The sequence below is a fragment of the Xenorhabdus sp. SGI240 genome, assembly GCF_040081915.1.
Classification (GTDB): Bacteria; Pseudomonadota; Gammaproteobacteria; order Enterobacterales; family Enterobacteriaceae; genus Xenorhabdus; species Xenorhabdus bakwenae.
On sequence record NZ_JBEBMB010000035.1, the window covers coordinates 41,386 to 66,770 of the forward strand.

The window sequence follows — 25,385 nt, forward strand, 5'->3', positions numbered from 1 at the left end:
TTTTTAATCAATAAGCAGGATTAAGATAGGTATCGCCTCCGTTCACTAGTAAAAAAATCTAGATTAATATGCTGAAATACAGCATAATGTTAATAATTAAAAGGATTAAATCCTGACCAGGTGTTTTGAACAGATACAGACGTGATAAAAACATAATAGAAAATACTCAACTTTTCTTTATAATTGTTCCAATTGTCAATATCACAAATACCTTCGTATAGCGAATGAATAGCGTTGTTTATCAATATGATAAAAACAGCAACTCTTTTTACGCCGTTTCCCTTTGCAATTTCTTCTTTATGAAGACATTGTTCTCCAAACGCCATATCAGATGGCATGTTTAGGGAAAATTTTTTCCCTGAAATCGAAATCATTGACGATCAGCAAACGATAATTCACTTACTAAAAGATATGAAAACAGCAACAAACAACAATGATGTCACGTCACAGTTATCGCCATCGGCCAAACGCGCCAACATGACGGAGGCAGAGTGGAAAAAAGCAATAAAATTTGACCATATCGATACCGGTTGGGTCATTATGAGTATTGGTATGGCAATCGGGGCCGGAATTGTTTTCTTGCCTGTTCAGGTTGGATTGATGGGATTGTGGGTTTTTCTGCTCTCTTCCATTATTGGTTATCCTGCCATGTATCTCTTTCAACGGCTCTTCATCAATACCCTTGCCGAGTCACCAGAATGCAAAGATTATCCTAGTGTTATCAGTGGTTATCTTGGTAAAAATTGGGGCATGCTGTTAGGAATACTCTACTTTATTATGCTGGTGATCTGGATGTTTGTTTATTCCACTGCGATAACCAATGATAGTGCTTCTTACCTGCAAACCTTTGGGATCACTGATGAATTAATATCGAAAAATCCGCTTTATGGATTGGTATTAATCTGTGTATTAGTCGCTATCGCTTCCCAAGGTGAACAATTACTGTTCAAAATATCCAGTCTAATGGTCATAACAAAGTTATTTGTTATCGCGGCATTAGGATTTTCCATGATCGGTATGTGGCATCTTTACAATATCGGAGCATTACCTCCCCTGGGGCTATTGATCAAACAAGCCATCATCACGTTACCTTTTACGCTCACATCCATCCTGTTTATCCAAACACTTAGCCCAATGGTGATTTCTTATCGCAATCGGGAGAAAAACCGTGAAGTTGCCCGTCACAAGGCACTGCGAGCTATGAACATTGCCTTTGGTATCCTGTTTTGTACCGTATTTTTCTATGCCATCTCTTTTACGCTGGCAATGGGACATGATGAAGCGCTCAAAGCCTATGAACAGAATATTTCAGCATTAGCCATTGCCGCCCAATTCTTTCCCGGCGGTTGGGTTATTGCCGTCAGTATCATGCTCAATGTCTTTGCCGTGATGACTGCGTTTTTTGGTGTTTACCTTGGGTTTCGCGAAGCCAGCCAAGGCATTGCCATGAATATTCTTAATCGCCTGGTGCCTGCCGAAAAGATCAATGAAAAGTGGGTACAAAAAAGCATCATGGTTTTTGCCATCTTATTGGCATGGGGCGCTATCCTCCTGAATGCCCCGGTATTAAGTTTTACTTCTATTTGTAGCCCAATATTTGGCATTGTTGGCTGCCTTATTCCGGCTTATTTGGTCTACAAGCTCCCTGGACTACACCATTACAAAGGGATATCGCTCATCTTGATCATCTTTACTGGGATCTTGCTCTGTATTTCCCCTTTCCTGGCCTTCTCCTGATATGAGGGCTTATTATTAAGGTTTACCCCGTGCGCCCTATATCCTCGTCTTTCTCTGTTAGGGGATATAAGGCGCATTCAACTAATCAACGTCCTACAAAATCGCCTTCATTTATTCATTAAAGAATCCTTTTAAGGATGACTCGATAAACTTCAAGTTGCAATCCGCAAGACGACGCGAGGCCTTATATTTCCCCGTTGCGCAGGGAAATATAACACGCATATTGAAGTTGGATTGGTATATATTTAATTAATCATGAAAAATATCTATTTAATTTAATTTCACAAAATGAACAAAAAACAACCAAAAAGCGCAGTCCAAATAAAAATATAATAAACAAAAGAAACTATAACAAATGTTATCAAGTTAACGAAAACCCTTACTTTAACCTGATGTTATTCCAAGCATTATCCCTTAACCTCCCTCAATATTTCCCCTTTTTTCTCTCAAAAACGCAGTCACTCAGAATAAAAATCCAATAATAAACAAAAAATAAAAATATTATTTCAAAAACACCAAATAAGAGTTAATTTTCAATCAATAATAAAGCGTTATCTAAACAAATTAGATAAATCATTTACTTTTTCCACTAAATGCAGTAAAAATACAAACCCAATACACTTAAAAGGATTTTTAAAAGAATAAAAAACTAAAAAACAAACCAAGCTAAATGATTAGTTGTAAAGTTCAATAGAGCTGTTTTTATATATGGAATTCTATTTATGATTGCCTCATTCTGTGTATCAGAATCACATAACACGTATTTATACGATTTCAATTAGCATTTTCATTAAAAATAAGCAGCAACTTTTTATTTGCGTTATTCCAATTAAATTAATCAGGCATTTAGCTAATCATGTTTAAAAAACATTAATGTTTTGTTGTATTCGATTAACTTAAATACCTTGCTGTTCACAATTTATCTCTCTGATTTCATAGGAATGATAATTTCATGAAACAACGTAAGTTTTTAACCCGATACGAAATAGACGCAATTTTGGCAGCAACAAAACAAGGACGTCACGCAGAGCGGGATTATTGCATGCTGTTAATGTGTTTCATTCACGGCTTTAGGGTAAGTGAGTTATGTAATCTATGCCTATCTGATCTCGATTTGAATTCAGCGATCATTCACATCAGACGGTTAAAAGGTGGGCTTTCAACCACACATCCTTTAATTCCAGAGGAAATTGAAGCGTTAAATAAATGGCTAGATATTCGTCAAAAATGGCGTGAAGCCGATTCTCCGTGGGTATTTCTCTCTCAAAAATCGGGTCCTGTTTCACGGCAACAAGTTTATGGTTTATTAAAACGTTATGGAAAGCAGGCATCTGTCAGTGTTTCTCCACATCCGCATATGTTAAGGCACGCTTGTGGTTATGCTTTAGCTGATCTCGGTCGTGATACCCGCTTGATTCAAGACTATCTCGGACACCGTAATATTTCACATACTGTAATTTACACCGCCAGTAATGTGAAACGTTTTTCCAGAATTTGGGAGTCTCACTCTAAATAGTTGTGTTATTTTTTCTGCTGTTTTCACTAACATGATCGGTTATTGTAACAATCTCCACTAATGAATTTGTGGAGATTGCTGGCAGATAAAATAGACAATGCCATGAAAATCTAAGATAAAGGACTATTTTTTACGTATGGCAAACTCAATTTGTAAATTTATTTTATTTTTATTGTTTTCCACCTGTTAAATAACCTAAGTTTATTCTTTAAAAAAACTTAAGCTCAACCGGTCAATATATAAATTTTCATTTAAACTTGAGCAGCGAATTTATATAAATAACTTCACTGCTCAATAAGAAATAAAAATTATCAATTAAAATTCCACAAAAAGTGATTACCCAATCAATTATGCTTCAACCCATTCCGCAAATTTTTCACGAATTTTCTGTTCCGGCAGATCTATACCAATAAAAACCAGCACACTTTCACGTACTTCATTATCGCGCCATTCTCTATCCCAATCTGCGCTATACAGACGCTGAACCCCTTGAAACAGTAACCGCCGTGGTTCTTCTTTGATAGCAAGAATGCCTTTGTATCGCAGGAGATTATCCGCGAAACTCAGTAATAGCTCTTCCATCAGGTTAGAAACTTCTAGCAGTTCAACTGGGTACGCCAAGTTAATGACAATCGACTGAACCGAATTTTGTTGTTTGGGTACAAATCGAAAAATAGGTGCCGAAACCGTCAGTTTGTCATTCAACATAAAACCTTCGATATCGAACAGTAAGTCTAAATCAGCTTCACCTTGAATAATCTTGTGAATGGGTGCTCTGGCATTGATTCGCTGCAAACGTTCAACTAAAGCATCATGAACGGGAGCAACATCTGTTTTGGTTAAAAGAATACTGTCTGCATATCCTATCTGCGCCTGTGCAATGGAAAAACGATCTAACTGTTGTTCCGCGTGAACCGCATCCACCAGCGTAATAATGCCATCGAGCAAAAAACGCTGACACAAAATTTCATGGGAAAAGAAAGTCTGCGTAATCGGGCCAGGATCAGCCATGCCTGTACATTCGATAATCAAGCGGTCAAAGTCGATCTGCCCTTTATCCAAGCTATCCAGCAGATCCAATAATGCATCTTCCAGCTCATTCGAACGACTACAACAGATGCATCCGTTACTTAATGTCTTAATCTGAGTTGCCCGATCACCAATCAATTCATTATCAATAGGGACTTCGCCAAATTCATTTTCAATGACGGCGATTTTATAACCATGATTGGCATTAAGAATATGACGCAGCAGCGTCGTTTTGCCTGAACCCAAAAAACCGCTCAGGATCGTGACTGATATTGGTTGCATTTTCGTTTCCCGATTTTTCACTAACAGCAACGCATCCCGCCTTTGCCATCGCCACCATAGCGAGCATTCTGACGTTCGCGAAAAAATTCTTCATAAGACATATAAGGCTTATCTGGGTGGTTTTCCTTCATATGTTGTACATAGGTGTCATAGTCGGGAACGCCCACCAACATGCGGGCAGCCTGCCCCAAATACTTGCCTGCCCGACCAAGATGACCAAACATAAATTGTTCTCCAAGGCTTGTTCTTTGTTCTATACCTATCCAACTTCAAAAGGCCTCGCGTCGTCTTACGGATTGCAACTTGAAGTTTATCGAGTATATAAGGAATCGCTTTCCAATAAAAAATACCCCACATAATACAAAGTCAATTATGTGGGGTATCGCTGTTACTGATACGAAATGACTTGGCTGGTATCAGTTTTCGTATCGCATCAGTGCGTAGAAGAGACTTTCACCCCACCTTCAGGAAGCGGAACATAAGGCGTTTCATTATCGGTACGCTCTGGGTTCTTACTTGCTTTGATCGCAGTTTTGATACCATAAATAATGATGCTATACACCACAATTAGGAACAAAATACTTAAGCCCGCATTGGTGTAGTTGTTTATAACAATATGATTCATGTTACTGATTTGCTGAGCTGTTAATTCTGCACCCCCTTCGGCAATTCGCTGCTTGTATTCTTTCGCCAGAAAGAAGAAGCCTTCAAGCCGTGGGTTATCACTGAATAATTTCAGCCCCAGCGCCCATGTGGTACAAATCAACAACCAAATCGCAGGAATCACCGTTACCCAGATATATCGGGTGCGTTTCATCTTGATCAAGACAACCGTACCCAATACCAACGCAACGGCAGCCAACATCTGGTTGGAGATACCAAATAGCGGCCACAAGCTCTTGACGCCACCCAATGGATCAACCACACCTTGATACAGCAAATAACCCCATAAGCCAACACAACCGGCTGTACCAATAATACCCGCAATCAAAGAGTCCGTTTTTTTCAGGAATGGAACAAAGTTACCCAGAAGATCCTGCAACATGAAACGGCCAGAGCGTGTACCTGCATCCAGCGCCGTCAGGATAAACAACGCTTCAAACAGAATACCAAAGTGATACCAAAAGCCCATGTCTGCCGCAGGCATGATCTGATGGAATACATGGGCAATACCCACGGCCAAGGTTGGCGCTCCCCCTGCGCGGTTCAGAACGGATGGCTCACCAATGTCTTTTGCCGTTTGCAGAATTTGATCGGGTGAAATCACAAAGCCCCAGGAACTGACGGTCGTTGCCGCATGGCTCGTGACTTCTTGCAAAGAGGCCATGATCATTGGCGCTTCGGCAGTACCCAAATTATGCAAATCAGGCATGGTAATGCCCAGAGCTGCCGGAGGGGTATTCATCGCAAAATACAGCCCCGGTTCAATAATGGATGCAGCAACCAATGCCATGATCGCCACAAACGATTCCATTAACATCGCACCATAACCAATGAAGCGGGCATCTTTTTCATTTGCCAACAGTTTAGGCGTCGTCCCCGAAGAGATCAGGGCATGGAAACCAGACACCGCGCCACAAGCAATAGTAATGAACAAGAATGGGAACAACGTTCCTTTCCAGACTGGCCCTGTACCATCAATATATTGTGTGACGGCGGGCATTTTCAGTTCAGGGTTCAGGATGACAATCCCAATTGCAAGACCAACAATAACCCCAATTTTCAGGAAAGTTGCCAGATAGTCACGCGGTGCCAAAATAAGCCAAACGGGCAATAATGCAGAGATAAATGCATATCCGATCAGCGCATAAGTGATGGTGGTATCTTTAAAAGTCAGCGCGGGTCCCCAGTAAGGATCTGCGGCGACAACACCACCAAACCAAATGGCGGCAATTAGCAGGAAAATACCGATCACCGAGACTTCACCCACACGCCCCGGACGGATATATCGCATATAGATCCCCATGAAAAGCGCAATTGGCACTGTCGAACAAACAGTAAATACGCCCCACGGGCTTTCTGCCAATGCTTTCACGACGATTAAGGCCAGTACTGCCAGAATGATGATCATGATTAAGAAGCAACCAAACAGCGCTATTGTGCCTGGTACACGCCCCATCTCTTCCTTGACTATCTCACCCAGTGATGCCCCATTACGGCGGGAGGAGATAAACAGCACCATAAAGTCCTGCACCGCTCCGGCAAGCACTACCCCTGCTAACAACCACAATGTTCCTGGCAGATAACCGACCTGTGCCGCCAATACTGGCCCGACTAATGGACCGGCCCCCGCGATGGCGGCAAAATGGTGACCAAACAGGACATTTTTATTGGTGGGAACATAGTTCAAACCATCATTATTGACAACAGCAGGCGTTGCTCGCGTGGCATCCAGCTTCATCACCTTCGTGGCGATATACAGGCTGTAATACCGATAAGCAACCAAGTAAACGGCTACGGAAGCGACAATGATCCACAAAGCACTAACGTGTTCTCCCCGACGTAGCGCAACGACTCCAAGACAGAATGCGCCAATTATCCCCAACATCATCCAGGGGATATGTTTTAACAATTTATTATTCTTCATAAAACGTCCTTTTCCACAGTAAGACGAACAGCAAGTCATTATTTAATTTTTACTTCCTTCTCCATAAACCGACCATCTACAGCCGGCAGGAAGCGATACCCATTAAAAGGTATATACTCCTCGTCACACTGCACTATGATATAAAACTCTCCCTGATAAGAGGGAGAGGATCTTACTCAGCGGTTGAATACCAACATTAAGCGGTCAAAATCCCCCAATCAGTGGTTCATACATATAAAGCATGAGCCAGATTTTGTGAGGTAACTCACTTCCTCAATAAATTGCAAGACGAAGGTATATTCATCAATCGAAGTTGATGGCGTCATCCTTTAGGTAATTAAAGTCTTTATATTCGTTACTGAATGAAATCACTGTATGTTGGTTCGGACACGCTTGGTTGGAAAACCAAGCACATTTAGATACCAGGCGAGGTTCTTCAATTCCCAACCATGTGGATAACATAGACAGTAGATTCAAACCGCTGCGGTGAGCATCTATGATATTTTTGCTTACTGTGTTCTTGTCGGCATTTTTAATGCCATAGTCATAACCGGTAATAATAAAGGGAACTTGATAGTTCTGCTTATTACTATCGTTATGGGTCAGATTCTCGCTATCTGTATTCTTATTCACAAGCGACAAACCATGATCCGCAAAGTAAAGCATTGTCCAGTGCAATTGATTTTTATTGGCAATACTTTCAATGTCAGCTAGCAGGCTGTCCGTATTATGAATACTCTGAAGATAACATGAAATATTTTTGGAATGAAAATAGGTGCCGTATTTATCATTCGTTCTGGTGCAAGGTTGTGGATGCGAACCCATTAAGTGAATAATAATCAGCTTCTTTTTTTGCTCATTCTTCCCTAATGCTTTGCGAATATAAGGCAATAAATTTTCATCCGGCATATAACTGCGATCATCTGAATTGCCTTCTTTCAGAAAAGTATAATGAGTGGCCTGCTGCCCAATCAGTGCGACAGGAGAATCAAACCCTCCCTTCATTCCCTGGTTGGACAGCCAGTAAGTTTCAAATCCCGCTTTTTTCGCCAGTGAAACAAGACTGTTGTTCAGTTGAATTTCATTTGCTTCACGAACGGCCAGAGAGTTAGTCAACGACAACTGTGTCGAGGGTGCCGCAGAAATATAGTGGGTTAACACGGTAGCATTCGCATTATCCAACCAAGGGGTATTTTTATCCGGGAACCCATAGACACTCATAAAATCTTTTCGGACGCTCTCACCAATCACCATGATATAAGTATCGTATTTCTCTTCTTTCACCACTGGCTGCCAGTCATCCCGATATTGAATTATCTTGGCAAATCGGTGATTTTCTGACATGACTTGCTTGTAGCTCTGATAGACATCACTGAAAAAACGAACTTCCGGTAAACTGGTATTCAAAAGTTCCGAGCTATCTTCAAAACCCGATTTTATATACCCTTTGGCTGGGGACCAGAAAGCCGAAATAAAAAACAGGGTAAACAGCCACTTTTTACTTTTGCCTGTTAAGATGACATTTAGCTTAAGTGAAAATATCATCAGAACAAAAATAGCTATCGCAGTTAAATAGGTTGAAACAGAAAGGCCACTAATATATTCCGCTGTTTCATTCCTATTTGTATAGATTAATGATCCCACCGCATTGATGTCTGGATAACCGTAATTGAGACCAATCGGGGTATAGAGCATTCCTATCAAGGAAAAAAAAGCAATCAAAAAGATATATATTCGTCTACTGATAGCAGCCAAAAATAAAAAGAGTGCAAAGGCACTAAAGACATATATGAGTTTTAATTGATACCCTAAACATTTATGTATCAGAAAAATAAGAAAAAAGAGAACAATAAAACAAGAAAGATTCTTGTTTTTATAAAGCCAAGACATAATCACCCTGTAATTTCACATAGCCGTAGTTAAATTTCTATAAACCCAACACTGCACAACACAGTATTGGGAATCACTATCACATAATAAATTGTCATTTATTGAGTGATCGACAGGTAACGTGCAAAAATTTCGCGTTCTTCATCCCGCAGCGTTAACACGTTAAAACCATCACGGGTTACCAAGATCGTATGCTCAAACTGAGCTGATAACCGACGATCTTTGGTTGTTACAGTCCAACCATCTTTATGCAGTTTAATATCCTTTTTGCCTTGGTTGATCATAGGCTCAATGGTGAAAGTCATTCCCTCTTCCAAGATAATACCTTCTCCCGCCTTGCCATAATGCAAAACTTGTGGTTCCTCATGCATATTGCAGCCAATACCGTGCCCACAATATTCACGTACCACCGTGTAATTATTTGCTTCGGCATGTTGCTGTATCGTATGACCAATATCTCCCAGCGTGATGCCTGGTTTGACAATTTTAATTGCCTTATATAAGCACTCTTGAGTCACATTAACCAAACGTTTGGCATGGGACGGCACATCTCCGACACAAAATGTGATGCTGCTATCGCCATAATATCCCTCTTTTTTGACGGTAACATCCACATTAACAATATCCCCATTTTTCAGCTTCTTTTCCGAAGGCCAGCCATGACAAACAACGTGATTTACTGAGGTATTGACTGTATAAGGAAAACCATATTGCCCTAAGCTACCCGGTATCGCATCAAGGGTATTGATGATGTAATCATGGCAAAATGAATCAATTTCAAAAGTTGTGACACCGGGCACAATAATCGGACGGACGGCTTCAAGTACCTGACCAGTCAAACGCCCCGCTATTTCCATCTTCTCTATTTCGTCCCTATTTTTTATCAGTATTCCGTTGTTTCTTGTCATATTATTTTTTCTCTTAACACAAGTTATGTAGATTCCTTTTTAATCATGCTCCTGCATTAGTGAAGAGTTCAAGCCAACATTTATTTAAATCCAGGCTTTTTCTAATTTCCTCTAAGTCCGCCAATTCTCAATATCGCTGATAGAATTCAAGTGCTGTATGCCATCGGCTTTCTTATTATTTGTTATTTGGCAGCATGACTCAAACCAAACAACAATCGAGCTGCTTCGCAATCCTGCTGAATTGTGAAAAAATCTGATACATTCCTGCGAGTAATCCTGCTAACCTACCATTTAGATCTTCTCATCGCATCCACAGATGAATCACACAGATTATCAGTGATAAGATAGCGTTTTCGCCCAGGATGAGGTCTATTAGCGTTCCATCCTTAGCTGATTATATTTAGGTTTTGTCATTTAGATGGGTTGACTTAGCGTCGATGGCCCAACTGAGTCAACAGGAATAATAGAATTGAATCAAGTCAATATGAAAGAATCTCCAGCAAAGGATATAGATAGCCACACCCCCATGATGCAGCAGTATCTGCGTCTGAAAGCGCAGCACCCCGATATTATGCTGCTGTATAGAATGGGGGATTTTTACGAGTTGTTTTATGACGATGCAAAAAAAGCGGCGAGGTTGCTGGATATCTCCCTAACCAAGCGCGGGCAATCGGCAGGTCAGCCTATTCCGATGGCGGGTGTTCCTTATCACGCAATCGAAAACTATCTGGCAAAACTGGTACAACTCGGTGAATCTGCGGCGATCTGCGAACAAGTTGGTGATCCTGCAACCAGTAAAGGCCCTGTTGAGCGCAAAGTTGTGCGTATTGTCACTCCCGGCACCGTTACTGATGAAGCTTTACTACAAGAACGTCAGGATAATCTGCTCGCCGCTATCTGGCATGATAATCAGGGCTTTGGTTACGCGACGCTGGATATCACCTCCGGTCGTTTCCGCGTTTCTGAAATGCCCGATCAAGATAGTATTGCCGCAGAATTGCAACGCACCCGTCCCGCGGAATTGCTTTATCCTGAAACCTTTGAGCATATGGCGTTGATTGAACGTTGTCATGGCTTGCGCCGACGCCCGATGTGGGAATTTGAGCTGGATACAGCAAGACAGCAACTTAATTTGCAATTTGGCACCCGTGACCTGATTGGCTTCGGGGTGGAAAAAGCGACGCTCGCCCTGCGTGCAGCAGGCTGTTTGCTGCAATATGTCAAAGATACACAACGCACCACATTACCCCATATTCGCAGCATTACGATGGAGCGCCTACAAGAAACGGTCATTATGGATGCCGCCACCCGCCGTAATCTGGAGCTGACACAAAATTTGTCCGGTGGCACTGAGAATACGCTGGCGGCGGTACTCGATCAATGTGTGACACCGATGGGCAGCCGAATGCTGAAACGCTGGCTGCATTCACCAACCCGCAATAAAGTTATGCTGGAAAATCGCCATCAAGCGATTTCTGCATTACAGGAAATCGGTTATGAATTACGACCGTTTTTGCGGCAGGTCGGTGACTTAGAGCGTGTGCTTGCCCGTCTTGCTCTCCGCTCTGCTCGTCCCCGTGATCTGGCCAGAATGCGCCATGCTTTTCAGCAATTGCCTGATATTCATCAGATCCTGACATCCTCCGATGCCCCTTATATCCAAGTACTACAGCAGCGTGTGGGACATTTTGATGAATTGCAGATTCTGCTGGAGAATGCGATTGTCGAAACGCCTCCTGTTCTGGTGCGTGATGGTGGCGTCATTGCCACAGGCTATAATGCTGAATTGGATGAATGGCGAGCACTGGCCGATGGTGCCAGTGATTATCTGGATAAACTGGAGATCCGCGAACGTGAAAAACTTGGCATTGATACCCTGAAAGTGGGCTTTAATTCGGTACATGGTTACTATATTCAGGTCAGTCGTGGACAAAGCCATTTAGTCCCTATCCATTACGTTCGTCGTCAAACGCTGAAAAACGCAGAACGCTATATCATTCCTGAATTAAAGGAATATGAAGACAAAGTGCTGACGTCCAAAGGTAAAGCACTTGCCATCGAAAAAGCTCTGTACGAAGCGTTGTTCGATCTGTTACTGCCTCATCTGGCCGATTTGCAAACTTGTGCCGAAGCACTGTCAGAGCTGGATGTACTGGCAAATCTTGCCGAACGTGCTGAAACGCTAAATTACACCCGCCCGATACTAACCGATAAAGTGGGTATTCAGCTCACTGGCGGTCGGCATCCGGTTGTCGAACAAGTATTAAGCGAACCGTTTATTTCTAACCCCTTAACGCTCTCGTCACAGCGCCGTTTGCTGATTATTACAGGGCCGAATATGGGGGGAAAAAGTACCTATATGCGTCAGGCGGCGTTGATCACGTTGATGGCTTATATTGGAAGCTTTGTTCCTGCCGAAAAAGCGGTTATTGGCCCTGTAGATCGCATCTTTACGCGTGTCGGTGCATCCGATGACCTGGCATCAGGACGCTCTACCTTTATGGTGGAAATGACTGAAACGGCCAACATCTTGCATAACGCGACTGAACACAGTCTGGTTTTGATGGATGAGATCGGTCGTGGGACATCAACTTATGATGGTTTATCCCTGGCGTGGGCCTGTGCGGAAAATTTAGCTAATCGCATCAAAGCAATGACCCTGTTTGCAACCCACTATTTCGAACTGACAACACTGCCTGAGAAACTGGAAGGGGTCGTCAATATTCATCTTGATGCTGTCGAACATGGCGATACCATTGCTTTCATGCACAGTGTACAGGAAGGGGCAGCAAGCAAGAGTTACGGATTGGCCGTTGCTTCGCTGGCCGGTGTTCCACGCGATGTCATTAAACGTGCGCGCCAAAAATTGAAAGAGCTGGAATCACTCTCCAATAATGCGGCAGTAGGCCATGTCGATACACCACAGTTAACCCTGCTGACAGAAGAAACTTCTCCGGCAGTTGAAGCATTGGAAAACCTGAATCCAGATACCTTGACACCACGTCAGGCATTAGAGTGGATTTATCGTCTGAAAGATATGGTTTAGCCGTGAATGAAACAGCCATGCAGGGAACAACAATGACGTTTGATACTAATCTGTTAGCGCCCATTTATCAAATTTTACAGTGCGAAACTCCCGAGCAATGGGTAGAAAAAGCGCGGCGGCCAGAGAATTTGCCCATTTTATTGCGCGATCATCTACTGTGTGAATTGAAAGCGGCACAAAGTGCTATGTTCTTAATTCGTAAATATGCCGTCGACCCTGAGAGTGCGGATGCTCTGCTGGCTTGGTTTCAGCCTTATGAAGATTTTGTCTATAAAAAAATGGGGGATATCCATTCATTGAAAGGAAAAAATCAGGCCACCAAGCAAATTACCGCGCGGGCAAAATCACGTTATAGTCAAGATCTTATCGATAAGATGGTGTTATTAATTAAGGAAGAGTTGCATCATTTTTATCAAGTATTAGAAATCATGGATGCCAGAGGGATAAACTATGACAGTATCAGTGCCAGCCGCTATGCTAAATCCCTGTTTCAGCATGTTACCAATCATGAACCTTATACGTTGGTCGATAAATTAATTATTGGTGCTTATATTGAAGCTCGCTCATGCGAACGTTTCGCAAAATTGGCTCCTCATCTGGATGAGGATTTGGGTAAGTTTTATATTTCTCTGCTGCGTTCAGAAGCCCGCCATTACCAAGATTATTTGATGCTCGCTCAGTCAATATCTAAAGAAGATATTACCGAAAGAGTGAATTATTTCGGCCTGGTTGAAGCAGAACTTATTCAAACTCACGATCATGATTTTAAATTTCATAGTGGTGTTCCGATTATCTCACTTTGATAAGTGCCACACCAAATGGTAATAAAAATATATACCAATCCGGCTTCAAGATGCGTGTTATATTTCCCCGCACAGCGGGGAAATATAAGGCCTCGCGTCGTCTTGCGGATTGCAACTTGAAGTTTATCGAGTATAAATGCGTAAATAAAAGATGGGCTAAATAAGCCCACCTTAAGATTACTGCCTATCTTCTCTATTCCTTTATCTTTTCAATTATCACTTTTGGAATTACTTCTACTCTCGCCATCACCAAGTTATCTAATTATCTTTGTTTCTGGAAATTCATCTATTTTCCACTAACGCTGCAATTTTAAATTTCTTAGGTATACGTTCTCAGGAATAAAAAATTAAGTACGGAATAATGATTCTATATTCAAACCTTGGGTATGCAATATGTCTCTAAGACGGCGCAATCCCTCAACTTGAATCTGACGAACTCTCTCTCTTGTTAAACCAATTTCTCTCCCAACATCTTCCAATGTTTCTGCTTCGTATCCAAGCAAACCGAAACGACGGGCCAAAACTTCGCGCTGTTTTGCGTTCAGCTCAAACAACCATTTCACGATACTCTGTTTCATATCATCATCTTGAATGGTTGTTTCTGGCCCTGAATCATTTTCATCAGATAAAATATCCAATAATGCCTTATCTGAATCACCACTCATTGGTGTATCGACAGAAGTAATGCGTTCGTTCAGCCGCATCATACGACTTACATCTTCAATAGGTTTATCCAGTTTTTCCGCAATTTCTTCGATACTGGGTTCATGGTCCAATTTGTGTGCCAGTTCTCTTGCAGTACGTAAATAGACGTTCAATTCTTTGACAATGTGAATAGGCAAGCGAATTGTGCGAGTTTGATTCATAATGGCACGTTCAATGGTTTGACGGATCCACCATGTTGCATAAGTAGAAAAACGAAAACCTTTTTCAGGATCAAATTTTTCCACTGCACGAATAAGCCCAAGGTTACCTTCTTCAATCAGATCTAGCAGTGCTAATCCACGATTGCTATATCGGCGGGATATTTTTACCACCAATCGCAAGTTACTTTCAATCATGCGTTGGCGTGCAGCAACATCCCCTCGTAGTGCTCGTCTGGCGAAAAGAACCTCTTCCTCTGCTGTCAGCAGAGGTGAGAAACCAATCTCTCCGAGATAAAGCTGTGTTGCATCAAGAACCCGTTGGTTTACTCCTTGCAACAAATCCAAATCTTCATCAAGACCAGTTATATCATCCTCATCTTTCAGCAACACTTCATCAAAGTCATCAGCTTCCATGCTATTTTCGTCTAAATTCGCATCATCATACAACTCATTAACTTTAAGCGTACTTTGGCTCATCAGCTGCTCCTACCCATGATAATGCGGGCAGGAATTTCAGATCCCTGCCCCGGTTTATCGCTGCGAAAGATAGCGCAGCGGGTTTACGGATTTTCCCTTATAGCGAATTTCAAAATGCAATCTTACTGAACTTGTTCCGGTGCTACCTATAGTGGCAATTTTTTGCCCCGCTTGAACGTCCTGTTGCTCACGAACCAGCATTGTGTCGTTGTGCGCATAAGCACTTAGGTAGTCATCGTTATGTTTTATTATTATTAGATTTCCATAGCCACGTAATGCATTTCCGGCATAAACCACTTTCCCACGGGCTGTAGCAAATACGGGTTGGCCACGGCTCCCCGCAATATCAATGCCTTTATTTCCTCCTTGAGAATCAGAGAAGTTTTCAAGAATTTTTCCTTCTGCCGGCCACCTCCAACTATTAATAGTATCAATACCATTAATAGCATTATTTACCCCTGTATCTGTTGCGATAGATACTTTTGGATAGGAATTGTCGCCATCAGAAACGGTTGCCTTTGGCAACATTTTTCCTGACTTTGGTTTATCAATATTTGCAGGATACGCATTAATTTTTTGAAAATCAACCTGACTAATTTTTGATTTAGTACTATTTGATGCTATTAATACACCATTTGTGGAGGTTAGATTACCTATTCTCAGCACCTGACCAACATTTAAGCTATAAGGCTCTGAAATATTATTTCTGAGAGCCAGATCACGGAAATCACTGCCTGTAATCCAGGCTATATAAAACAAAGTATCGCTATGTTTAACCGTATAAGTGCTCCCGTTGTAGCTTCCTTTGGGAATATTTTCATAGTTACGGCGATAAATAATTTGCCCTTGAGATGAACTGCTATTGGCAGCATTATTCACTGGCTGACGATTTTTAATCGCATGATTATCTGAAACACGATTTGTATCGATATTCACGATTGGGGCTGGACGATTTGGTGTATTACTGCAACCTATCAGCACAACGCCCATCACAGTACTGGCGATTATCCACTTTATTTTTTTCACTGGTTTTTCCAGATTCATACTTTATCCCCCATAAAGGCAAATATAAGTGAAAATAATAATGATTTATGAAAATTTAGGATTAAGAAAGATTTAAAGCGAAACATTTTGCTTAAATTCAGAAAAAAGAACAGCTGATTTGAAACTATTCCCCCAAATAAATTAGCTGATTATATTAGCTCGCCTTGAATTAGGGGTACAAAACGGACAGGTTCGATAACATCGCCATGAAAATCATTCCCATAACGATGTACGACTTTCAGTAACTGAGTACGCTCGCCGACAGGTAAAACCATCACGCCTCCGTCAGCAAGTTGATGGAGTAATGCCTGCGGAATTTCTGGTGGTGCGGCTGTGACAATAATAGCGTCAAAGGGTCCTTTTGATGGCCATCCATCCCAGCCATCACCGTGGCGGGTTGAGATATTATGTAGGTCGAGTTGCTTCAATCTGCGTTTAGCCTGCCACTGCAATCCTTTAATCCGCTCCACGGAGAAAACGCGTTTGGCTAAGTGGGCCAGTATTGCTGTTTGATAACCTGAGCCTGTTCCAATTTCCAATACGTTGGATGCCGGGGTTAAATTCAGCAACTCAGTCATGCGAGCAACAATATAGGGTTGAGATATCGTTTGCCCATGACCAATAGGCAGTGCGGTGTTTTCATACGCCTTATGGGCGAGAGCTTCATCAACAAAACATTCTCGAGGGACTTTGCCAATAACCTCCAATAGTGGCTCATTATGAATTCCTTGCTGACGCAGCTGCGCCAGCAAATTTTTCATTGATCGGTTTAACATTCCCCAATATCCCCGACTTTTGCCAACCAATCACTTATCCGCGCCTGGGCTTTATAAGCTGTTAAGTCCACTTGCAAAGGGGTAATGGAGACAAGTCCTTCTTCTACCGCAGCAAAATCTGTTTCAGGCCCAAAATCACTTTTTTCTCCCGGAGGGCCTAGCCAATAGAGCATATTGCCTTTGGGATCTTCCATCGCATAGACTTGCTCAGCAGCACTACGGCGACCGCATCGCGTCACCCGAAACCCTTTGATCTGTTCAAGGGGAATATCAGGTACGTTAACATTCAGAATATTACCTGCTCTCAATGGGAATTTTTGCAGCAACGCTAATAAACGCATGGTCACTTCTGCCGCCGTTTCGTAATGTTGGTCACCATTGAGTGATACCGCCAATGCGGGTAAGCCTAAGTGGCGTCCTTCCATTGCAGCCGCGACCGTACCAGAGTAAATCACGTCATCACCAAGGTTAGGGCCACAGTTGATGCCAGAAACGACAATGTCAGGACGAGGGAGTACCAGATTATTCACGCCCAAATAGACACAATCCGTCGGTGTACCTTCCTGAACAGAAATATCACCATTGTTCAGTGTGTTGATGCGCAAAGGGCGATCCAGCGTTAAGGCATTCGACGCCCCACTACGGTTACGGTCAGGTGCAACGACCTGAACATGATAGTGTTTCCGCAATGTCGCCGCCAAGGTTTGAATACCCGGTGCGGTGACACCATCATCGTTACTCAGCAATATCCGCAGCATTGATATATCTCATTGATTTTACTAAAATAAAATAGGTTAATAATGTAAATTATCCTGTGTGTGTTTGATCTTAGCATGACGTTGACAGTTTTGTAGAGTACTGTGCAATCACGCCACATCAAGGGAAGAGCCGAGATCCTGATTGATCAGTTCTCTAACAACACTGGTGGCAAAGCTACCAGATGGCAAAGAGAAATGCAGAGTGACTGTTTGGTCATCTTGCCATTCCCAACGCAAGTTAAGTGGTTTCACCAATATTGCCCGACGGGCGCTCTCCACACGTTCACGTTTGGCTAATCCCCAAAAATCCTCATAATCCAATAAGCATTGTTGTTCGAAATCCAAAGCCTGATGCTGCGTTCCTAATGCCTTATCACCCGGTAAAGGAGCCGTTATTTGTAATTCTCCACCCATAACCCGTTGCTGCAATACCGACAATTCAGATTCATCAGCGACAAACCAGCTACTACGCCCTGTTAATTGTAATGCATCGCCATTTTTTACCTTTTGGTGTTCATCCTGAGCTATACGTCGGCTGGCAACAGCATTAAACATCGCGCTGCGACAGGCAGAAAGATAAAAACTGCGGCGGTTGCGTTCTTTGACATGGATTTCATTAGCTGCCCAGCGTTGAGCCTGAACTAAATTTTGTCCATCCCGCCCGAAACGCTGTTCACCAAAGTAATTTGGAACGCCGGTCTGCGCTATCTGCTGCAAGCGTTTTTCCACCGATTGTCGGTCAGAAATGTCTCTTAATACCAGAATGAAATCATTGCCTTTCAATGCGCCAATCCGCAGCTTACGTTTCTGGCGGGACGTTGCCAGCATTTCACAACCTTCAAGTTGAAATGCCGCTAAATCCGGATCTTGTTTCCCCGGTAAGTGTAAGCAGAACCACTGTTCCGTCACTGCGTTGCGATCTTTCAATCCCGCATAGCTGACAGCGCGAGCCGGTATTTTGGCAAAACAGGCAAGCTGATCCGCGACAAATTGGGTGTTACATCCTGTTTTACGGATATATACCATTAAGTGTTCGCCCTCTCCATCAGGAGAAAATCCCAAATCTTCGCGAACAATAAAATCTTCTGGTGTGGCTTTAACAATACCGGTCGCTTCCGGCTGGCCATAAAGCCAATGTAATTTACTCAATGTCATGCTGATTTCTTTTATCTGTTTACTCTTTAACCAACAAAGCAACCGCTTCGCAGGCAATGCCTTCTTTACGCCCAACAAATCCCAATTTTTCTGTTGTTGTCGCTTTGACGTTAATATCGTCCATATGGCATTCAAGATCTTCTGCCAGATTAACCCGCATCTGGGGAATATGTGGCAGCATTTTCGGCGCTTGTGCGATAATCGTGATATCCAGGTTTCCCAGCCGATAGCCCTTCGCACGAATGCGGCGGTAGGCTTCTTTCAGTAGCTCACGGCTATCTGCGCCTTTGAAGGCAGGATCGGTATCGGGAAATAATTTACCAATATCACCCAAAGCTGCCGCGCCCAGTAGGGCATCTGTAGCTGCATGTAAGGCGACATCACCATCTGAATGGGCAATTAACCCTTGTTCATAAGGAATGCGGACACCGCCAATGACCAATGGCCCTTCTCCGCCAAATTTATGCACATCAAAACCGTGTCCAATTCTCATACGATAGATTCCTTAGCTTTTCGGGATAGGTAAAATTCAGCCAGTGCCAAATCTTCAGGTTGGGTCACTTTTATATTATCCGCTCGTCCCTTGATCAGTACGGGACGATAACCACAATGTTCAAGCGCCGAAGATTCATCGGTGATGCAGGCTTGATCTGCAAGTGCCTTGAGCAAGCAATCACGCAATAGCTGCAAAGGGAATAACTGGGGGGTCAAAGCATGCCAAAGTCCGTTACGGTCAACGGTATGAGCAATCAAGGGAGGGGAAAGTGTGGATGATCCTGCCACTGATAGCGATACCGTGCGTTTCATCGTATCCCTCACCGGAGATGCCAGAAGCCCGCCACATAGGTCAAGAGACTCTGTGTTGTGATCAATCACCCGCAACAAGCTATCAAGATCATTTCTATGCAGACAAGGACGGGCTGCATCATGCACTAAGACCCAGATTGCCTTGTCTGTAGCCAAATCACTCAGATAATCTAATCCAGCCAATACTGAATCAGCACGTTCTTCACCGCCAATGACAGTCATTATTCTTGGATCAGAAGCGATAGGTAATTGCGCAAATTGTGTATCAGCAGGATTCAGCGCGATAATAACGCGTTGTATACGAGGATGCTCAAGCAGTGCTGTCAGGGTATGTTCAAGGATCGTTTTTCCGGCAACTTTCAGATACTGTTTTGGGCAATCTGAATTCATCCGGCTACCGATACCCGCAGCCGGGATCAAGGCGATGATTTCAGCAGGGGGATGAAGTTGTGAATTATTCATTTCGATTATTATTTACTGTCTTGATTTAAAGTTACTGCGCATTATTTTTTGAGGTATCAGGCACCATACGATAAAAAGATTCTCCTGGTTTAATCATGCCCAACTCATTACGGGCACGTTCTTCAATCGCTTCCTGTCCCCCTTTAAGATCCTGAATTTCAGCTAATAACTGTTCGTTACGTGCTTTCAGTTTAAGGTTATCAACCTCTTGTTTATCAACTTCAGCCTTCACCCGCACATAATCGTGAATGCCATTTTTGCCGAACCACAGCGAATACTGTAACCAACCCAGCAGAACCAGTAATAATAGCGTTAGTTTGCCCATCTCCCCCCCTGAAAACTCGCTAATCATCCCACAACTGAAAGCATGACGCCACTGACTCTCACAAAACCATTTGCAAACCCACTCATAAGGCCAAGCAAAAACAGGATTGCACGGGATAATGACACGAGATATTGAATTAACTGAGTGTAGAAACACATTATTTCACTAACAATAATAATGTGTTTCATGACAGTTTGTTGGGTTTGGTCGTTAAGTTGGCAGGATATTGCCGTTTTTCAGGGCAAAAAGCAGTTTTTCAATTGAAGATTCCATAGGCTGTGAACCCTCTAAATAGACTTCTGGTTGTTCGGGCGCTTCATAGGCCGCATCAATTCCGGTGAAATTGCGCAATGTTCCCGCTCGTGCTTTTTTATAGAGTCCTTTGGGATCACGGCTCTCACATATCTCCAGTGGCGTGTCGACATACACTTCAATAAATTGCCCCTCTTCCATTGATTCACGGATTTTTTGCCGCTCTGCTCTCTGGGGAGAAATAAATGCGGTCAGAACAACCAAACCTGCATCAACCATCAATTTTGCGACTTCACCGACCCGTCGGATATTTTCCTGCCGATCTGTTTCTGAAAAGCCCAAATCACTGCATAGGCCGTGGCGCACATTATCACCATCCAGTAAGTACGTTTTGATTCCCTGTGCAAACAATGCCTGCTCCAATGCCCCTGCAAGAGTGGATTTTCCTGAGCCAGATAGCCCTGTAAACCAAATCACCAATGCAGGATGACCATTTGCGCTTTCCCGCTGTGCCCTATCCAAAGCATGCGGATGCCAGACGATATTCTCCTGAGCCACTTATTTTCCTCCCAATAGATCACGTACGCCCCAGTGCGGGAAGTGACGACGAACTAAGCGGTTAAGTTCCAGTTCAAACTCACTGTATGCTTTCGCCTCTTCGTCAACATCGGCATGAATTTCACGCACCAATCCCGCGCCTACGGTAACGTTGGTTAGGCGATCAATCAGGATAATGCCACCGGTATCCGCATTTTGCGCGTAACTGTCGAGCAATAAAGGTTCATCAAATGAAAATTCCACCCGCCCAATGGCATTAAGCGGTAACTCAACAACGACCTTCTGTGTCAGGTTGTTAATATCCACCTGATATTGAACATTATCGACTTTGCCACGGCTTTTTTTGCCCGCAACTTTAATATCCAAACTCTGCCCTTGGATCAGTGGCTGTTCCGACATCCAGACGACATCAGCCAGAGCGTGGCGGGTCGCATTCATGTGATCTTCAACGGCAATCAATAAGTCACCACGGCTGATATCGATTTCATCTTTTAATACGAGGGTAATCGCTTCTCCGGGTACGGCAAAGATGAGATCACCATTAAAAGTAACAATTCTTTCCACCGTAGAAACCACACCAGATGGCATCACTTTTATTTGCTGACCTTGCCGTAAAATTCCTGAAGACAATGTGCCGCTGTATCCACGAAAATCAAGATCGGGACGATTGACGTACTGGACCGGGAAACGCAAGGGCTGTTCTGCCGCTTTTGTTTTTACGTCCACGGATTCCAGGATATCCAGTAACGTTTCTCCCGTATACCACGCCATGTTCTCGCTGCGGGTAACGATATTATCCCCTTCTAACGCCGAGATAGGAACGAAATAGATATTTAAGTCAGTCGGGAGTTGTGCCGCGAAATTCAAATAATCGTGCTTAATCTGTTCAAATATCTCTTTTTGATATTCAACTAAATCCATTTTATTAATTGCCACCACCACGTGACGAATACCCAGCAAGGTGCTGATAAAACTGTGACGGCGGGTTTGTTCCTGAACACCTTTGCGGGCATCGATCAATAAAATGGAAAGATGACTGGTTGAAGCGCCTGTTGCCATATTGCGGGTATATTGTTCATGCCCTGGTGTGTCCGCAATGATGAATTTCCGCTTTTCCGTGGAAAAATAGCGGTATGCCACATCAATAGTGATGCCCTGTTCCCGTTCAGCCGCTAATCCATCAACCAATAATGCCAGATCGAGCTTCTCTCCCTGAGTCCCTATCCGCTTGCTATCGCTTTGTAAAGTTGCAAGTTGATCCTCATAAATTTGACGGGTGTCATGCAGCAAACGTCCAATGAGGGTACTTTTGCCATCATCCACGCTACCGCAGGTTAAAAATCGCAGTAATCCTTTTTCCTGCTGCGTCCGAAGATAAGCTTCAACTCCGCCTTGTTGCTTGATCTGACTAGCCATAGTTTCATTATATGCAAGTGCTGGCATAGCTGGACTCCTTAAAAATAACCCTGGCGCTTTTTCAGCTCCATAGAACCTGACTGATCACTATCAATCAGCCGCCCTTGCCGTTCGCTAGTGGTTGATATCAACATTTCTTCAATAATTTCCGGCAACGTTTCTGCTTCTGATTCCACCGCCCCTGTCAGCGGCCAGCAACCCAGTGTCCTAAAGCGCACTTTACGCTGGCTAATCACTTCCCCTGTTTTTAAATCGATTCGATCATCATCAACCATAATCAAGGTTCCTTCCCGCTGAACAACCGGACGGAACTTAGTAAAATAAAGGGGAACGATATCGATCTGCTCCAGATAGATGTATTGCCAGATATCCAACTCTGTCCAGTTGGATAACGGGAAGACGCGGATACTTTCCCCTTTGTTAATCTGGCCGTTATAGTTGCGCCAAAGTTCGGGACGCTGATTTTTGGGGTCCCAACGATGGGAGCGGTCACGGAATGAGTAAATTCGTTCTTTGGCTCGTGATTTTTCTTCATCACGCCGCGCCCCGCCAAATGCTGCATCAAAGCCGTATTTATCCAGTGCTTGCTTCAACCCTTCTGTTTTCATGATATCGGTATGTTTAGCACTGCCATGAATAAAAGGATTAATGCCCAACGCCTCGCCTTGTGGATTACGGTAGACCAGTAACTCAAAACCATATTTTTCCGCTGTACGATCACGGAAATCGTACATGTCCTGAAATTTCCAGCCGGTATCTACGTGCAATAAGGGGAAAGGCAGTTTTCCCGGATAAAACGCTTTACGTGCCAGATGCAGCATCACAGAGGAATCTTTACCAATCGAATAGAGCATGACGGGGTTGGCAAATTCAGCCGCCACTTCCCGAATAATATGGATACTTTCAGCTTCAAGTTGCTGTAAGTGTGTCAGTCTTTTTTCGTCCATTAGGCACTCCTTATACTAAATCAATCACAGCGGGGCGATTTACTTGATCAGCCGCGTTTCCGCGCTCAAACCATCCTATTTGATGGTGGAGCTGAGCCACCTCTCCTATTACCAGCAAGGCGGGTGATGGTGCTTCTTGTGCCAATCGCTCCAATTCGGATAAAGTTCCGGTCAATACTTGCTGTTCTGGACGAGTGCCACAACCAATCACGGCAACGGGGGTATTGCTATCCCGACCATGCGAAATCAGCTGTTGGCTGATCAAGGCGGCTTTCATGATCCCCATATAAATAGCTAATGTTTGATTGCCCCGCGCAAGTGCAGGCCAATCCAATTCATCGCCATTTTCACGGCAATGTCCGGTAATAAAAGTGACGCTTTGCGCGTGTTCTCTGTGGGTTAATGGGATACCTGCGTAAGCAGAAGCGCCCACTGCTGCCGTAATGCCGGGCACGACGTGAAAAGGAATTCCTGCGGCTGCGGCAATCTGTAATTCCTCTCCACCACGGCCAAAAATAAAGGGATCGCCTCCCTTTAAGCGAACTACTTTTTTCCCCTGATTCGCTAATTTGATGATAAGTCGGTTGATTTCTTCTTGCGCCACGGAGTGATCACCCGCTCTTTTTCCAACACAGATTTTGTCTGCATCACGGCGAACTAACTCCAGAATTTCTGCACTCACTAAATGGTCATAAAGAATGACGTCAGCCTGCTGGATCACCTGTAGGCCTTTTAGAGTCAATAATCCCGGATCACCTGGCCCAGCGCCTACCAGCGCAAGTTCTCCCTGGGAATGAGCATCACCTTGTGCCAACTGCTGTTCAAGTTGCTCTTCTGCTTGCTGTAATTGCCCATTGGCGATCAGTGTGGCAAAACGCCCATTAAACGCCTTTTCCCAAAAATGGCGCCGTTGACGTAGGGTGGTGAGACGTTTTTTCACGCGTTCACGCCAGCGCCCCGCGATATTTGCCATCGCACCAAGGCTAAATGGGAGCAAAGACTCCAGCTTTTCTCGCAATAATCGGGTTAATACCGGAGATTTTCCAGCCGATGAGATCGCCACGATAATCGGGGAGCGATCAATAATTGATGGGAAAATGGCCGAACAGAGCGGTTGGTTATCCACAACGTTGGTCAAGATAGCGCGCTGATTGGCTTCGGCAAAAATATGTTGATTTAAGATGTTATCGTCTGTAGCGGCGATCACTAAAAATACGCTATCAAGATATTCTGTTTTAAACGTTTCCTGTAACCACTCGAATTCTCCTCTTTGATGACGTTGTTGCAGTTCTGCATGTAGCTCAGGCGCAACAACCGTTAACGCTGCACCAGTACGAAGTAATAAGTCTGCTTTACGAGAGGCGATTTCTCCCCCCCCAACCAGCAGTACAGATCGGGCTTTAAGCTCAATAAATAAAGGTAAATAATCCACGATACCATCCCGCGTTAGAGCCTGTTCATGTTCTATCCTCTGGATTTCAAGTCACAAAGGATATAGCTCTTAATTATTATGACGACCAGAAGATGAATATATGAGGCTGTGATCAGGTTATGAAATGACAAAAAGTAATTATTTGTTCCTGAATCGCATAAGCTAAAAAAGCAGCGGTAGCCCACCAGCGCAGTCTCTCAGGTTTTCCAGCCTGCGATCGCTTATTTCGCCCAAACGATGCATGAAGACTGCCCGCGCCAGTGCATTACGCACTTCACCTTTGTTTAACCCTACTTGAATTATTTGCACAAA

General features: G+C 43.5%; 21 protein-coding genes and 1 pseudogene. 4 read left to right on the forward strand and 18 right to left on the reverse strand.

Going from position 1 to position 25,385, the window contains the following annotated elements; genetic code table 11:
- The first annotated feature begins 411 nt into the window (after positions 1-411).
- Together ABLA76_RS09220 and ABLA76_RS09225 are read left to right on the forward strand one after the other, a co-directional pair.
- Positions 412-1,737, forward strand: coding sequence for a hypothetical protein (locus ABLA76_RS09220; protein WP_348987721.1), 1,326 nt, complete (start codon positions 412-414; stop codon positions 1,735-1,737).
- A 949-nt stretch (positions 1,738-2,686) separates the two neighbouring features.
- A pseudogene (locus tag ABLA76_RS09225) lies at positions 2,687-3,253 on the forward strand (tyrosine-type DNA invertase); the annotation flags it as partial.
- Positions 3,254-3,601: 348 nt separating this feature from the next.
- On the opposite strand, the gene yjiA reads toward ABLA76_RS09225, so the two are convergent.
- The 5 genes from yjiA to map form a co-directional block, all read right to left on the reverse strand.
- Positions 3,602-4,564, reverse strand: a complete 963-nt coding sequence (gene yjiA / locus ABLA76_RS09230; RefSeq protein ID WP_348987697.1) for a GTPase — start codon at positions 4,562-4,564, stop codon at positions 3,602-3,604.
- 20 nt (positions 4,565-4,584) lie between these two features.
- Positions 4,585-4,788: a YbdD/YjiX family protein gene (locus tag ABLA76_RS09235; protein WP_047769237.1), complete on the reverse strand. Its 204-nt coding sequence runs from the start codon at positions 4,786-4,788 to the stop codon at positions 4,585-4,587.
- 209 nt (positions 4,789-4,997) lie between these two features.
- A complete protein-coding gene (locus ABLA76_RS09240; protein ID WP_348987698.1) occupies positions 4,998-7,151 on the reverse strand; it encodes a carbon starvation CstA family protein in 2,154 nt (717 codons plus the stop codon).
- A gap of 303 nt (positions 7,152-7,454) precedes the next feature.
- A complete protein-coding gene (locus tag ABLA76_RS09245) occupies positions 7,455-8,846 on the reverse strand; it encodes a phosphoethanolamine transferase (RefSeq protein WP_348987699.1) in 1,392 nt (463 codons plus the stop codon).
- Positions 8,847-9,139: 293 nt separating this feature from the next.
- Positions 9,140-9,949, reverse strand: a complete 810-nt coding sequence (map, locus tag ABLA76_RS09250) for a type I methionyl aminopeptidase (protein ID WP_348987700.1) — start codon at positions 9,947-9,949, stop codon at positions 9,140-9,142.
- Positions 9,950-10,433: 484 nt separating this feature from the next.
- Here map and mutS point away from each other — a divergent pair, with 484 nt between their 5' ends.
- Positions 10,434-12,995 carry a DNA mismatch repair protein MutS gene (gene mutS, locus ABLA76_RS09255; protein ID WP_348987722.1) on the forward strand — a complete coding sequence of 854 codons (2,562 nt, stop codon included), beginning with the start codon at positions 10,434-10,436 and terminating at the stop codon, positions 12,993-12,995.
- A 17-nt stretch (positions 12,996-13,012) separates the two neighbouring features.
- Positions 13,013-13,798, forward strand: coding sequence for a tRNA isopentenyl-2-thiomethyl-A-37 hydroxylase MiaE (gene miaE, locus ABLA76_RS09260; RefSeq protein ID WP_348987723.1), 786 nt, complete (start codon positions 13,013-13,015; stop codon positions 13,796-13,798).
- Positions 13,799-14,145: 347 nt separating this feature from the next.
- Here the strand turns inward: miaE and rpoS are convergent, their stop codons facing one another.
- The 13 genes from rpoS to ABLA76_RS09325 form a co-directional block, all read right to left on the reverse strand.
- Positions 14,146-15,141 carry an RNA polymerase sigma factor RpoS gene (gene rpoS / locus ABLA76_RS09265; protein WP_348987701.1) on the reverse strand — a complete coding sequence of 332 codons (996 nt, stop codon included), beginning with the start codon at positions 15,139-15,141 and terminating at the stop codon, positions 14,146-14,148.
- Positions 15,142-15,195: 54 nt separating this feature from the next.
- Positions 15,196-16,185 carry a murein hydrolase activator NlpD gene (nlpD, locus tag ABLA76_RS09270; protein ID WP_348987702.1) on the reverse strand — a complete coding sequence of 330 codons (990 nt, stop codon included), beginning with the start codon at positions 16,183-16,185 and terminating at the stop codon, positions 15,196-15,198.
- Between the two features lie 149 nt (positions 16,186-16,334).
- A complete protein-coding gene (locus ABLA76_RS09275; RefSeq protein WP_348987703.1) occupies positions 16,335-16,961 on the reverse strand; it encodes a protein-L-isoaspartate(D-aspartate) O-methyltransferase in 627 nt (208 codons plus the stop codon).
- Positions 16,955-17,719, reverse strand: coding sequence for a 5'/3'-nucleotidase SurE (gene surE / locus ABLA76_RS09280; protein ID WP_348987704.1), 765 nt, complete (start codon positions 17,717-17,719; stop codon positions 16,955-16,957). The genes ABLA76_RS09275 and surE overlap by 7 nt, the downstream gene beginning before the upstream one ends.
- A gap of 108 nt (positions 17,720-17,827) precedes the next feature.
- Entirely contained in the window at positions 17,828-18,874 is a 1,047-nt protein-coding gene (gene truD, locus ABLA76_RS09285) for a tRNA pseudouridine(13) synthase TruD (RefSeq protein WP_348987705.1), read from the reverse strand.
- Positions 18,875-18,893: 19 nt separating this feature from the next.
- The gene (gene ispF / locus ABLA76_RS09290; protein ID WP_348987706.1) at positions 18,894-19,367 is read right to left on the reverse strand and encodes a 2-C-methyl-D-erythritol 2,4-cyclodiphosphate synthase; all 474 of its coding nucleotides are present in this window, start codon (positions 19,365-19,367) and stop codon (positions 18,894-18,896) included.
- Positions 19,364-20,143, reverse strand: coding sequence for a 2-C-methyl-D-erythritol 4-phosphate cytidylyltransferase (gene ispD, locus ABLA76_RS09295; RefSeq protein ID WP_348987707.1), 780 nt, complete (start codon positions 20,141-20,143; stop codon positions 19,364-19,366). Before ispD ends, ispF begins: the two co-directional genes overlap by 4 nt.
- 31 nt (positions 20,144-20,174) lie before the next feature.
- Positions 20,175-20,468 carry a cell division protein FtsB gene (gene ftsB, locus ABLA76_RS09300; RefSeq protein ID WP_047769219.1) on the reverse strand — a complete coding sequence of 98 codons (294 nt, stop codon included), beginning with the start codon at positions 20,466-20,468 and terminating at the stop codon, positions 20,175-20,177.
- A gap of 210 nt (positions 20,469-20,678) precedes the next feature.
- Positions 20,679-21,278: an adenylyl-sulfate kinase gene (gene cysC, locus ABLA76_RS09305; RefSeq protein WP_348987708.1), complete on the reverse strand. Its 600-nt coding sequence runs from the start codon at positions 21,276-21,278 to the stop codon at positions 20,679-20,681.
- Positions 21,279-22,721 (reverse strand): sulfate adenylyltransferase subunit CysN, encoded by a 1,443-nt coding sequence (gene cysN / locus ABLA76_RS09310; protein ID WP_348987709.1) that lies wholly within the window; start codon positions 22,719-22,721, stop codon positions 21,279-21,281. It abuts the gene before it with no gap.
- 11 nt (positions 22,722-22,732) lie between these two features.
- A complete protein-coding gene (gene cysD, locus ABLA76_RS09315; protein ID WP_348987710.1) occupies positions 22,733-23,641 on the reverse strand; it encodes a sulfate adenylyltransferase subunit CysD in 909 nt (302 codons plus the stop codon).
- 10 nt (positions 23,642-23,651) lie between these two features.
- Positions 23,652-25,073, reverse strand: a complete 1,422-nt coding sequence (gene cysG, locus ABLA76_RS09320) for a siroheme synthase CysG (RefSeq protein WP_348987711.1) — start codon at positions 25,071-25,073, stop codon at positions 23,652-23,654.
- Positions 25,074-25,235: 162 nt separating this feature from the next.
- The gene (locus tag ABLA76_RS09325; protein ID WP_348987712.1) at positions 25,236-25,382 is read right to left on the reverse strand and encodes a Tn3 family transposase; all 147 of its coding nucleotides are present in this window, start codon (positions 25,380-25,382) and stop codon (positions 25,236-25,238) included.
- Positions 25,383-25,385 lie beyond the last annotated feature (3 nt).

Bases quoted from the DNA above. Each gene is read 5' to 3' on its own strand.
- nlpD (WP_348987702.1), bottom strand. From the start codon at position 16,185: ATGAATCTGGAAAAACCAGTGAAAAAAATAAAGTGGATAATCGCCAGT.
- rpoS (WP_348987701.1), bottom strand. From the start codon at position 15,141: ATGAGCCAAAGTACGCTTAAAGTTAATGAGTTGTATGATGATGCGAAT.
- map (WP_348987700.1), bottom strand. From the start codon at position 9,949: ATGACAAGAAACAACGGAATACTGATAAAAAATAGGGACGAAATAGAG.
- surE (WP_348987704.1), bottom strand. From the start codon at position 17,719: ATGCTGCGGATATTGCTGAGTAACGATGATGGTGTCACCGCACCGGGT.
- ABLA76_RS09220 (WP_348987721.1), top strand. From the start codon at position 412: ATGAAAACAGCAACAAACAACAATGATGTCACGTCACAGTTATCGCCA.
- ispD (WP_348987707.1), bottom strand. From the start codon at position 20,143: ATGAATAATTCACAACTTCATCCCCCTGCTGAAATCATCGCCTTGATC.
- mutS (WP_348987722.1), top strand. From the start codon at position 10,434: ATGAAAGAATCTCCAGCAAAGGATATAGATAGCCACACCCCCATGATG.
- yjiA (WP_348987697.1), bottom strand. From the start codon at position 4,564: ATGCAACCAATATCAGTCACGATCCTGAGCGGTTTTTTGGGTTCAGGC.
- ispF (WP_348987706.1), bottom strand. From the start codon at position 19,367: ATGAGAATTGGACACGGTTTTGATGTGCATAAATTTGGCGGAGAAGGG.
- truD (WP_348987705.1), bottom strand. From the start codon at position 18,874: ATGACATTGAGTAAATTACATTGGCTTTATGGCCAGCCGGAAGCGACC.
- cysN (WP_348987709.1), bottom strand. From the start codon at position 22,721: ATGCCAGCACTTGCATATAATGAAACTATGGCTAGTCAGATCAAGCAA.
- miaE (WP_348987723.1), top strand. From the start codon at position 13,013: ATGCAGGGAACAACAATGACGTTTGATACTAATCTGTTAGCGCCCATT.
- ABLA76_RS09240 (WP_348987698.1), bottom strand. From the start codon at position 7,151: ATGAAGAATAATAAATTGTTAAAACATATCCCCTGGATGATGTTGGGG.
- ABLA76_RS09245 (WP_348987699.1), bottom strand. From the start codon at position 8,846: ATGCTCTATACCCCGATTGGTCTCAATTACGGTTATCCAGACATCAAT.
- ABLA76_RS09275 (WP_348987703.1), bottom strand. From the start codon at position 16,961: ATGTTAAACCGATCAATGAAAAATTTGCTGGCGCAGCTGCGTCAGCAA.
- ABLA76_RS09235 (WP_047769237.1), bottom strand. From the start codon at position 4,788: ATGTTTGGTCATCTTGGTCGGGCAGGCAAGTATTTGGGGCAGGCTGCC.
- ftsB (WP_047769219.1), bottom strand. From the start codon at position 20,468: ATGGGCAAACTAACGCTATTATTACTGGTTCTGCTGGGTTGGTTACAG.
- cysD (WP_348987710.1), bottom strand. From the start codon at position 23,641: ATGGACGAAAAAAGACTGACACACTTACAGCAACTTGAAGCTGAAAGT.